The organism is Pseudomonas sp. GM18, from assembly GCF_000282195.1.
Taxonomy (GTDB): domain Bacteria; phylum Pseudomonadota; class Gammaproteobacteria; order Pseudomonadales; family Pseudomonadaceae; genus Aquipseudomonas.
In genome coordinates, this window is sequence record NZ_AKJT01000014.1 from 1 (window position 1) to 10,853 (window position 10,853).

The following is a 10,853-nucleotide window of genomic DNA, read 5'->3' on the forward strand; positions in this document are numbered from 1 at the left end:
CAGCCTGCGGCAGCTCCTACATGGGCAGGTATTGTCCGCTAGTTACTGTTAACCACACTTGAATACCTACGTTTGAGGTCAAACCGGCGCCTTCAAATCCACCCCCAACGCCTGGGCAAACGCCTTCACCAACGGACTGCGCACGGTGTTGTGGCGCAGGATCAGATTGAACGGCGTGACGATGTTGATCAGGTCCGGACGCACCGCCCGAAACTGTCCCTGAGCCACCAGGTTTGCCGCGTAATGCTCTGGCAGAAAGCCGACGAAACGGCCGGTCTTGACCAGCAGCGCCACGGCTTCCACTTGAGTCGCCGAGGCGGAAAAGCTGTCGTAGCGGGCAAAATTCAGTTTGTCCCGATGGATCGCGTAACGGTGGTTGATGCACTCGTAATCCTGCAGCACATTGCCGCCCATGTCCGCCTCCGGCACCGAGAACAGCGGGTGACCGACGGCGCAATACACGTACGAGCGTTCTTCATACAGCGGGAAGTAATCGAACTCTTCTCTTTTTTGATAAACCGGCACGATCCCGGCCACTAACCGCCCCTCGACCACACCTCTTTCCACTTCATCTAACTGCGACGCCTGAAGTTGAAATCTTACTTTCGGCGACTCTTCATTTATCCTTCTAAGCGCCACAACTAACGGCGAATTGGAGTCTGTGATTGTATTATCAATTACGCCCACTCCAAGGTCGCCAATAAGTTCGTTCTGCGCCGAACTAAGGCGATCACGAAAGTTATCGACCGAGGCAAATAAATCGATCGAGGCCTGGTACACCAGACGCCCTTCTTCGGTCAGGTGAAACCCTTCCCGTCCCCGGGTACACAGGCGCATACCGATACGAATCTCAAGGTCGGAAATCTGTTTGCTGATGGCCGCCAAGCCCACATTCAGCTCATTTTGCGCCGCACTGAAGCCACCAGCCTCGACCACGGCCTTGAATACTTTGAGCAGTTTGAAGTCCAGACCGCTGAGGGCCAGCGGCGCCCGATGTACCGTTTTTAGCGGCGGGTTTCCGGAATTGGAAAGTGGGGTTTCCATAATGCTTATTTACCTCTGGCGCCCTATTCAACAACCTGTGTCCAACAACAAAAACAGTGCTGGCTAATAATAATGAACACAGAAAACAAGGCTTGGCAACCGTTAATAAATCCCGCCAATCAGTGCCAACTCACTGATTTCGAACTATTAAAAGCTGACACTTCGATCAGCTCTCGCAACGAAGCAACTGCGCTTTCCCCCTGCCCTTGAATATTGATCAGCCATGACCACACCCGAATAATTTCCGGGAAGTGTTTCAGGCTCTGCACACCGATTTCAGTTCGCGTTACCGACGAGGAAAACAACAATGTCTCAAACCACCGACCGTCTCTGGGGTGCCCGCTTCAAAAGCGGCCCGTCCGAAGCCCTGGCGGCCCTGTCCCGTTGCCCCGAGCGCTACTTTCGCCTCACCCCGTATGACCTCGCCGGTTCCAAGGCGCATGCCCGGGAATTGCAGCGCGCCGGTCTTCTGAGCGAGCAGGAAACCCAGACCATGCTCGACGCCCTGCAGCGCATCGGTGATGACTTCCGTGCCGGCAGCATCGCGCCAACCCTGGACGACGAAGACGTGCACACCTTCATCGAGCGCCTGCTGACCGAACGCCTCGGCGCACTGGGCGGCAAACTGCGCGCCGGCCGTTCGCGCAACGACCAGACCGCCAACGACCTGCGGCTGTTCCTGCGTGATCACGTCCGTACTTTGGCCGTTGAAGTGCTGGCCTTGCAGCAAGCGCTGGTGGAGCAGGCCGAGCAACACGTCGAGAGCATCTGCCCGGGCTTCACTCACCTGCAACAGGCCCAGCCGATCGTTTTCGCTCACCACTTGCTGGCCCATGCCCAATCGATGTTGCGCGACGTGCAGCGTCTGGTGGACTGGGACGCACGCACCTCGCTGTCGCCACTGGGTGCGGCAGCCATGGCCGGTTCCGCCATCGCTCGCCTGCCCCAGCAGTCAGCGAAGGAAATGGGCTACAGCGGCGTGTGCGAAAACTCCATCGATGCCGTGGCCAGCCGCGATCACGTCGCCGAGTTCCTGTTTATCGCCAGCATGCTCGGGATCAACATTTCCCGCCTCGCCGAAGAATTCTGCCTGTGGTCGTCGCGGCAATTTCGCTGGGTCGCGCTGGACGATGCCTACGCCACCGGCAGCTCGATCATGCCGCAGAAGAAAAACCCGGACATCGCCGAGCTGGCCCGGGGCAAGGCTGGCCGCTTGATCGGCAACCTGACCGGTCTGCTGTCGACGCTGAAATCCCTGCCGCTGTCCTACAACCGTGACTTGAGCGAAGACAAGAACGGCGTGCTCGACAGCGTCGACACCCTGCTGCTGGTGCTGCCGGCCATGGCCGGGATGGTCGCGACCATGAAGGTCAACGTCGAAGAACTGCGCCGTCAGGCACCGCTGGGTTTCACCCTTGCCACCGAAGTTGCCGACTGGTTGGCGATGCGCGGCGTACCGTTCAAGGAAGCGCATGAAATCACCGGCGCATTGGTCCAGGCCTGCGAGAAACATGACATCGAACTGTGGGAAGCCTCGCCGGCGCTGCTGGCCGAGATCGATCCGCGCCTGACGCCTGAGGTACGCGACAGCCTGACCCTCGAAGCCGCCATCGCCGCCCGCAGTGGCTGGGGCGGTACCGCGCCGCAACAGGTGCGCGAGCAGATCGGCCGACTGAAAACCGCCCTTGCCGCGCAGCAAGCATGGACCGAGAACTATCAGGGCTTCCGCCTCTAAATCAGGACGCAAAACTGATAAACCACACACGCCGCCTGTATCAAGGGGGCGTACGGAGAAGCAACATGAGCCAGACACAGGCAGAACGACTCCAGGCGGAGCGCAAACTGGCGGAAAACCAGTTCGACATCACCCAGTACCAACACGTGCCACGGCGTTACTACGGGCGGATTTTCTTCGCCAGTGTGATCGTGATCGCGATTATCGGCCTGGTGCGGGCCTTCGCCGAAGGCAAGATCGAATGGTCGTACATCGGCCAGTTCCTCACTTCGCAAGCGATCATGTGGGGCTTGCTCAACACCATCGTCATGGCGGTGCTGGCGATGGCGCTAGGCATTGTCTTCGGGGTGATCACGGCGATCATGCGCATGTCGGCCAACCCGATCCTGCGCTATGTGGCGCTGATCTACACCTGGCTGTTCCGTGGCACGCCGCTGATCCTGCAACTGCTGCTGTGGTTCAACCTGGCGCTGATCTTCCCCACCATCGGCATCCCCGGCCTGTTCGAAATGGACACCGTGAGCCTGATGACGCCCTTCGTGGCCGCCCTCCTCGGCTTGAGCATCAACCAGGGCGCCTACACCGCCGAAGTGGTGCGTGCCGGCCTGTTGTCGGTGGATACCGGCCAGTACGAAGCCGCCAAGTCGATCGGCATGCCGCGCCTGCAAGCCCTGCGCCGGATCATCCTGCCCCAGGCCATGCGGATCATCATTCCGCCAGTCGGTAACGAATTCATCGGCATGGTGAAAATGACCTCCCTGGCGAGCGTCATCCAGTATTCCGAACTGCTCTACAACGCGCAGAACATCTACTACGCCAATGCCCGCGTGATGGAGCTGCTGATCGTTGCGGGCATCTGGTATCTGGCCACAGTCACCGTGCTGTCCTTTGGTCAAAGCCGTCTGGAGCGTCGTTTCGCTCGCGGCGCCGGCAAGCGTTCTTGAGGAGCCCAACATGAGAAGCATCGTCAAGGCCGTGAGCCTGAACAAGTATTACGACCATTTCCACGCGCTCAAGGACATCAACATCGAAGTCGAGCAAGGCGAAGTGCTGTGCATCATCGGCCCGTCCGGCTCCGGCAAAAGCACCCTGCTGCGCTGCGTGAATCAGCTGGAAAAAATCGACAAGGGCGGCCTTTGGGTCGACGGCGAACTGGTGGGTTACCGGATCGTCGGCAACAAACTGCACGAGCTCAACGAATCGCAGATCGCCCGTCAGCGCCTGGCCACCGGCATGGTGTTCCAGCGTTTCAACCTGTTCCCGCACATGACTGTGCTGCAAAACATCATCGAAGGGCCGTGCCAGGTGCTCAAGCGTTCGCCCAAAGAGGCGCATGAAGAAGCCTTGGAACTGCTCGCTCGCGTCGGCCTGGCCGACAAGCGCAACAGCTACCCGATCGAACTGTCGGGTGGTCAGCAACAACGTGTCGCCATTGCCCGTGCCTTGGCCATGCGCCCCAAGCTGATGCTGTTCGATGAACCCACTTCGGCACTCGACCCGGAACTGGTCGGAGAGGTGCTGTCGGTGATGCGCGATCTGGCGCAAACCGGCATGACCATGATCGTCGTCACCCATGAACTGGGCTTCGCTCGCGAGGTTTCCAACCGCATGGTGTTCATGGACGGCGGGCAGATCGTGGAGGCTGGAAGCCCCGAAGAAATACTAATAAGTCCGCAAAACCCACGCACCCAAAGCTTCATTTCTGCCGTTCGAACCTAAGTGCCCTTTGGCGCTCACAACACTCATAAGAGAACGACCATGAAGAACTTCGTTATTCCAGCAGTACTCGCAGGCCTGATGGCATCCGGCTTCAGCATCGCGGCAGAACTGCCGGCCAGCATCAAGGACAAGGGCGAGATCGTTGTCGCGATCATGCCGAACTACCCGCCGATGGATTTCAAGGATCCGGCCACCAACACCCTCACCGGCCTGGACTATGACCTGGGCAACGCCCTGGCCGAACGTCTGGGCGTGAAGATCAAATGGCAGGAAACCGGTTTCGAGCAAATGATCAACGCGCTCACGACTGACCGCGTAGACATGGTGCTGTCGGGCATGACCGACACCGCCGAGCGCCAGGCCAGCGTGACCTTCGTCGACTACTTCACCAGCGGTCCGCAGTTCTACACCTTGCAGAAAAACAAGAACACCCACGAGATCATCGACCTGTGCGGCAAGAAAGTCGGCACCAGCCGCCGTACCACCTTCCCGGCGGAAATCGCCGAGTGGAGCAAGGCCAACTGCGAAGCCGCCGGCAAACCGGCGATCAATGTGATCGGCACCGAAGGCTCGGCCGACGCCCGTGCGCAACTGCGTCAGAGCCGTATCGACGCGGCCATGCAGGGCAGCGAAACCCTGCCGTACCTCAAGACCCAGGAAAAGGACATGTACAAAACCGTGGGGCTGCCGATCTCCAAGCAGTTCTCGGGCATGGGCGTGAGCAAGAAAAAACCTGAGCTGAGCGAAGCGGTGAAAGTCGCGTTGCAAAGCATGATCGATGACGGCAGCTACCAGGCGATCCTGAAGAAATGGGACCTGGAACTGGGCGCGATCAAGACCGTGACCATTAACGCCGGGAAATAACACGGTTCGTAGCAGCTGCCGAGCCTGCGAGGCTGCGTTCGGCGGCGCAGCCGTCGTAAACCCTGCACGCGAGGTTTTCCTGAAACACCGCGTAGTTTGAATTCACGACGGCTGCGTCCGAATGCGGCCCACACCGAACGCAGCCTCGCGGGCTCGGCAGCTGCTACGGGTGTTTCAACTATTAATTCTGGAGCGCCATACGATGTCCTCCTCGCTGCAACCCACCTGGCCCGACCAGCATAAGGCCTGCCTCGCCCTGGCCTTCGACCTCGATGGCCCCACCGGCGATGCCATGCTCAATGGCTCGATCTGGCGCAAGCCCGAGTATTTCGGTTTCGGCGGTTACGGCCCCTATCGGGCGCTGCCGCGGATTCTCGATCTGCTGGATGAGTTCCGGATCCCGACCACGTTTTTCGTCCCGGCCTGGGTCGTGGAGAACTGGCCGAAGCAGTGCCAGGCGATTGTCGAGCGTGGGCATGAAGTCGCCTATCACGGCTACAAACACGAATCTTTTTACGCCCTGACGCTGGAGCAGCAGAAGGACGTGATGCACAAATCCCGCGAGGTGTTCTGGAAGTACCTGAACATCCGCGCTGAAGGTTTCCGCACGCCGTCGGGCGACTGGCGGGCCGAAACGCCCGCCATGCTGGTGGAAGCCGGCGTGACCTACTCCAGCAGCATGCGCGGCGATGACCGGCCCTACCTGGTCAACGTGCCGGGCTTCGATACACCGCTGGTGGAAATCCCTGGCCGCTGGGAAATGGACGACTACGCCTCCCTCGCCTACACCCGCGCGCCGGACTTTCCTTCCGGGCTGGACCGTACCGCCAGCTACGAGCTGACCCTCGATAACTGGTGCCGCGAGTTCGACGGTGCCATGGCTGAAGGGCTGTGCCTGACCACCCTGTTTCACCCCAAGATCACCGGTAAACCGGGGCGCATCCTGCTCCTGGAAAAACTCTTCGAACACATGCGCCAGCGCGACGACGTATGGTTCGCCACCTGCCGCGACGTCGCCCACTGGTGGCTGAAGGAGCATCACCATGGCTGATTCCATTGTCTGGCCCAACGGCTACCGCTGCGCCGTGGTACTGACCGTCGATTACAACGACATCCACGGCATCCTCACTCAGGCGCCGGAAGTCGCCGGGCGCGACAAGACCTTGTCGGTGTGGCGCTATGGCACCCAGCGCGGGGTCGAGCGTTTGCTTGGCGTGTTCGAAGAGCTGGGGGTTTCCAGCAGTTGGTTTGTTCCCGGCATCGTCGCCGAGGAAAACCCGCAACACATCCAGGCGATCCAGGCCGGTGGGCACGAGATTGCCTGCGCCGGCTATCGCCATCAGCACTACGACAACCTGACCCTGGCCGAGCAAAGCGCCGAGATCGCCAAGGGCTGCGCGGCCTTGAGCGCGCTGACCGGTCAGCGTCCGACAGGCTTTCGCATTCCCGCCGGCAATGGCGCGCCGGGTTTCATCGAGGCGTTGCGCGAGCATGGCATCCGCTGGTCCTCGTCATGGCGCGGCGATGACTTGCCCTTCGCCCACCCGACGGCTCCCGAGGTGATCGAACTGCCGCTGCACTACGAGCTGGAAGACGAGCCCTACTTCGCCTTCAACCTCAGCCCGGCGGTGCCGCCGGCGCAATCGCGCATTGCTTCTTACAGCCACACCCTTGGCAATCTGCAAATGGACTTCGCTGGATTTCACCGGTTCGGCTTGTGTTACGTGCTGCGGTTGCACCCGGAAATCATCGCCACGCCGGGGCGGATCGGCGTGTTGCGCGCATTGCTGCAAAGCATTCAGCAGCACGACGACGTATGGATCGCCACCGGTGCCGAAGTCGCTCAGTGGTGGGCCGAGTCGGCAGCGCCAGTGACCGAGGATCACCCAGCCGCTGTGTACGAGCGTCATTATCGGGATTACGGCGTATGAAAGATCAGGATGGGGTTATGCGAATGGAGCGGCTGGCGCAGTTCTGCGTCGATACCCGTTTCGAAGATTTGCCCGCCGCGTTGGTGGAGCAAGCCAAGCGGCACATTCTCGACACCTTCGGCGCGGCCCTGGCCGGGGCCGACAGCGATGTCGCCAGACAGGCGCGTCAGGTGTTCAAGGGGGAAGCCGGCAGCACGTTGGTCTGGGGCACCGGTCTGCGGGTCGGCGCGGCACAAGCCGCCATGCTCAACGGTATCGCCGCGCATGCCTTGGAGCTGGACGACACCGGCGGCTGCGACCATTCCGGCGCGGTGGTGCTACCGGCGGTGATGGCGGCGCTGTCGATATCGACGAAACCAGTCGACGGCCGCGAACTGATCACTGCGGTGGTGATCGGCTACGAAATCGGCCGTCGAGTGCTCGAAGCCTGCGGCAGTTACTCGGCCCACAACGGCGCCGGTTGGCATTCCACCGCGACGTGCGGAGTGTTTGGCGCGGCGGCGGCCAGTGCGCGAATTCTCGGTCTGGATGCACAACAAACCTTGTCGGCAATGGGCATTACCGGCAGTTTCAGCGGCGGTCTGTGGGCGTTTATCCATGACGGCTCGCAAAGCAAGAGACTCCACAGCGGACGCGCCGCCGAAGGTGGGTTGTTGGCCGCGCGGTTTGCTCAACAAGGCATCACCGGGCCGACAAAACTGTTCGATGATGTCTGGGGCGGCTTCCTCAAGACCCTCGCGGCGGACACCGCCGTGCCCGAGGCGTTGGACGCCGAACTGGGCCACGTATGGAAACTTGCCCGCTGCTCGATCAAGCCTTACGCGGCATGCCGGGGGACGCATTCGGCGATCGACGCATTGGGCCTGTTGCTCGATCAATTGCAGGTCAGTGCCGATCAGGTCGAGGACGTTCAGGTATCGCTGTGCGGATTCCTTCAGGACATGTGTGGTGGTCAGGACGTCAGCACGTTGCCGGCGGCGCAGATGAGTCTGCGCTATGCCCTGGCGGCCCGGCTGGTGCAGGGTCATTGTCGATTGGAAGCCTATGACAATGAACAGCGCCGCCACCCGCGGATTGCACACTGGATGTCGCGTATTCGCCTTGAAGTCGACCCGCAACTGTCCGAGGATGGCGAGCCTGTCGTCAGCGTGCGGACCGTGAACGGTCGGCAAGCGAGCCTGTGCGTTGACGTGCCGTTGGGGGCGCCGGGCAATCCGCTGAGTGATGCGGCGCTGGAGGAGAAATTCTTCAGCCTGGCCGAGCGGGTGATACCGCGACAGCAGGCCAATCAATTGCTGGAACAGTTGTGGCGGCTGGAAAGTTTGAGTGCTGTCGAATCACTGGAGCAATGGCTGAACACACACTGATCGTTCCCACGCTCCGCGTGGGAACGTCTCACCGGACGCTTCGCGTCCGCTTTTGGGACGCAGAGCGCCCCTGGCTGCATTCCCACGCAGAGCGTGGGAACGATCAACACTAAAACAAGGACTCGTGTTCCACCGTGGCCACTTACTCCCTCGTTATCCGCCGGCTGATGATCTGCTCGCTGACCATCGTCGTCAGTCGCGCCATCACCAGCCCGTTGCTCACGCTATTCCTGAGCACCAAGCTCGGCCTCAACCAACAGGACGTCGGCCTGTTGCTCGGCATCGCGGTGTTCATCGCCACCCTGCTCGCGCTCTATGGCGGTTACATCATCGACCGCCTCGAAAAACGGCGGCTGTTGATCCTGGCCATGCTCTCCAGCGCCATCGGCTTCGTGCTGCTGACCTTTGCCGAAAACCTCTACCTGACCACCGCCACCCTGGTGATCACCGAAACCGCCTCGGCGCTGTTTCTGATCGGCTCCAAGGCGATCCTCAGCGAAAACCTGCCCATGGGCCAGCGCGCCAAGGCCTTTTCGCTGCGCTACACCCTGACCAACATCGGCTACGCCACCGGTCCGATGCTCGGCGTGGTGATCGCCGGCGTGTACCCGATTGCGCCGTTCCTGATCGCCGGCGGCATCGCGTTCTTCAGCATTTTCCTGATGAGCGGCATTCCCAGGGACCCGGCCCAGATACCCGCCATCGGTCAGCCCCAAAGCTTTCTCAAAACCCTGGTCACCCTGAAAAACGACCGCACGCTGATCATGTTCACCTGCGGCTGCCTGCTCAGCACCGTGGTGCACGGTCGTTTTACCTTGTACCTGTCGCAATACCTGCTGGTGACTCACGACTCCAAACGAGCGCTGGAAACCATGGCTGCCCTGCTCGCGTGCAACGCGATCAGCGTGATCCTGCTGCAATACCAGATCGGCCGGTTTCTCAAACGCGAACAACTGCGTTACTGGATTGTCGGCGGCAGCAGCCTGTTCATCCTCGGCTTGATCGGTTTCAGCCTCGCCGACAGCCTGGTGAGCTGGTGCATCGCGATGTTCATTTTCACCCTCGGCGAAATGATCATTTACCCGGCCGAATTCCTCTTCGTCGACACCCTGGCCCCGGAAGAGCTGCGCGGCAGCTACTACGGCGCGCAGAACCTCGCGGCCCTCGGTGGTGCGCTGAGCCCGGTGATCTGCGGCTTCCTGCTGATGCATACGCCCGCGCCCACCATGTTCTATGCCCTGAGCGCGTTGACAGCGATGGGCGGTTTTCTCTGTTTCATGAGCGGTCGACGAGTCGCAATACTGCAAAAATAATGCATTGAAGATGCATTAATATGAATTTGTCAGCATCAGCAATGATCGGCACACTGTGCGCCGTTCCTCCCCCAATAGTTGGAACCACTTCAAGGGCTTTCCGGGTACCCGGACAAGCCTTTTTTTTGCCCTGGTTTTTGTCAAAGGATCGATGTTCGTCATGCTCGCTCACTGGTTGCCCGCCGCCATCAACACCCGCCCCTCCGAATGGAGCCGTGCCGCTATCGGCATGGCCATGGGGACGATGTTCAGCGTCTGGGTCTGCGGCCAGGTGTTCGGCCTCGATGTGGCGCTGCATCTGATGGGTCCGTTGGGCGCTTCAGCGGTGCTGTTGTTCGCCGTGTCCTCGGGCGCGCTGGCCCAGCCGTGGTCGATTCTTGGCGGTTACCTCTGCGCGGGGGTGATCTCGCTGCTGGTCGCTCACGTACTCGGCCGCACCCTCGGCAGCGCCTGCCTGGCGGCGGGCATGGCGCTGATTCTGATGTGCTGGCTGCGTTGCCTGCACCCACCGGCCGGGGCGCTGGCGCTGCTGTTGGTGCTGGCAGACCCGGCGACCATCGCCATGGACTGGAAAGCCCTCGGCCCGGTGATGCTCAGTGGCTCGACGATGCTGCTCAGCGCGTTGGCCTACAACAACCTGACGCGCATTCGTTACCCCAAACGTCCCACCGAACCGGCCCCGCTAATGCCCGCGGCCGACAGCCTGGCGATCACCGCCGAAGATCTGCGACGGGCACTTGCCGACATGGAGGCCTTCTACGACGTCACCCCTGAAGATCTTGAGCAGTTGATCCATGCCAGTGAGTTGCATGCCAAGCGACGCAGTATCGGTGAAGTGCTGAGCAGCGGAGTCTGACACCTTGTAGCAGCTGCCGAGCCT

At 60.9% G+C, this 10,853-nt stretch carries 10 protein-coding genes; 9 read left to right on the plus strand and 1 reads right to left on the minus strand.

Annotation, left to right across the window (positions count from 1 at the left end):
* Window positions 1-78 precede the first annotated feature (78 nt).
* Window positions 79-1,044, minus strand: coding sequence for a LysR family transcriptional regulator (locus tag PMI21_RS24815; RefSeq protein WP_007934198.1), 966 nt, complete (start codon window positions 1,042-1,044; stop codon window positions 79-81).
* Window positions 1,045-1,351: 307 nt separating this feature from the next.
* Between PMI21_RS24815 and argH the strand changes: the two genes are divergently transcribed.
* The 9 genes from argH (at window position 1,352) to PMI21_RS24770 (ending at window position 10,829) form a co-directional block, all read left to right on the plus strand.
* Window positions 1,352-2,779 (plus strand): argininosuccinate lyase, encoded by a 1,428-nt coding sequence (argH, locus tag PMI21_RS24810; protein ID WP_007934199.1) that lies wholly within the window; start codon window positions 1,352-1,354, stop codon window positions 2,777-2,779.
* Between the two features lie 65 nt (window positions 2,780-2,844).
* Window positions 2,845-3,723 carry an amino acid ABC transporter permease gene (locus PMI21_RS24805; RefSeq protein ID WP_007934200.1) on the plus strand — a complete coding sequence of 293 codons (879 nt, stop codon included), beginning with the start codon at window positions 2,845-2,847 and terminating at the stop codon, window positions 3,721-3,723.
* 10 nt (window positions 3,724-3,733) lie between these two features.
* A complete protein-coding gene (locus tag PMI21_RS24800) occupies window positions 3,734-4,498 on the plus strand; it encodes an amino acid ABC transporter ATP-binding protein (RefSeq protein WP_007934202.1) in 765 nt (254 codons plus the stop codon).
* Window positions 4,499-4,537: 39 nt separating this feature from the next.
* Complete coding sequence (locus PMI21_RS24795) at window positions 4,538-5,362, plus strand: ABC transporter substrate-binding protein (protein ID WP_007934204.1); 825 nt, start codon at window positions 4,538-4,540, stop codon at window positions 5,360-5,362.
* A gap of 202 nt (window positions 5,363-5,564) precedes the next feature.
* Window positions 5,565-6,413, plus strand: a complete 849-nt coding sequence (locus tag PMI21_RS24790; RefSeq protein ID WP_007934206.1) for a polysaccharide deacetylase family protein — start codon at window positions 5,565-5,567, stop codon at window positions 6,411-6,413.
* Window positions 6,406-7,293, plus strand: a complete 888-nt coding sequence (locus PMI21_RS24785; protein WP_007934209.1) for a polysaccharide deacetylase family protein — start codon at window positions 6,406-6,408, stop codon at window positions 7,291-7,293. The genes PMI21_RS24790 and PMI21_RS24785 overlap by 8 nt, the downstream gene beginning before the upstream one ends.
* A 17-nt stretch (window positions 7,294-7,310) precedes the next feature.
* The gene (locus tag PMI21_RS24780; RefSeq protein WP_007934210.1) at window positions 7,311-8,660 is read left to right on the plus strand and encodes an MmgE/PrpD family protein; all 1,350 of its coding nucleotides are present in this window, start codon (window positions 7,311-7,313) and stop codon (window positions 8,658-8,660) included.
* Window positions 8,661-8,794: 134 nt separating this feature from the next.
* Window positions 8,795-9,973, plus strand: a complete 1,179-nt coding sequence (locus PMI21_RS24775) for an MFS transporter (RefSeq protein WP_007934212.1) — start codon at window positions 8,795-8,797, stop codon at window positions 9,971-9,973.
* Between the two features lie 160 nt (window positions 9,974-10,133).
* Window positions 10,134-10,829 carry an HPP family protein gene (locus PMI21_RS24770; protein WP_007934213.1) on the plus strand — a complete coding sequence of 232 codons (696 nt, stop codon included), beginning with the start codon at window positions 10,134-10,136 and terminating at the stop codon, window positions 10,827-10,829.
* Window positions 10,830-10,853: the final 24 nt, after the last annotated feature.

Excerpts from the sequence above, each read along its gene's own strand:
- PMI21_RS24815 (WP_007934198.1), bottom strand. The coding sequence starts at position 1,044 with ATGGAAACCCCACTTTCCAATTCCGGAAACCCGCCGCTAAAAACGGTA.
- argH (WP_007934199.1), top strand. The coding sequence starts at position 1,352 with ATGTCTCAAACCACCGACCGTCTCTGGGGTGCCCGCTTCAAAAGCGGC.
- PMI21_RS24805 (WP_007934200.1), top strand. The coding sequence starts at position 2,845 with ATGAGCCAGACACAGGCAGAACGACTCCAGGCGGAGCGCAAACTGGCG.
- PMI21_RS24800 (WP_007934202.1), top strand. The coding sequence starts at position 3,734 with ATGAGAAGCATCGTCAAGGCCGTGAGCCTGAACAAGTATTACGACCAT.
- PMI21_RS24795 (WP_007934204.1), top strand. The coding sequence starts at position 4,538 with ATGAAGAACTTCGTTATTCCAGCAGTACTCGCAGGCCTGATGGCATCC.
- PMI21_RS24790 (WP_007934206.1), top strand. The coding sequence starts at position 5,565 with ATGTCCTCCTCGCTGCAACCCACCTGGCCCGACCAGCATAAGGCCTGC.
- PMI21_RS24785 (WP_007934209.1), top strand. The coding sequence starts at position 6,406 with ATGGCTGATTCCATTGTCTGGCCCAACGGCTACCGCTGCGCCGTGGTA.
- PMI21_RS24780 (WP_007934210.1), top strand. The coding sequence starts at position 7,311 with ATGCGAATGGAGCGGCTGGCGCAGTTCTGCGTCGATACCCGTTTCGAA.
- PMI21_RS24770 (WP_007934213.1), top strand. The coding sequence starts at position 10,134 with ATGCTCGCTCACTGGTTGCCCGCCGCCATCAACACCCGCCCCTCCGAA.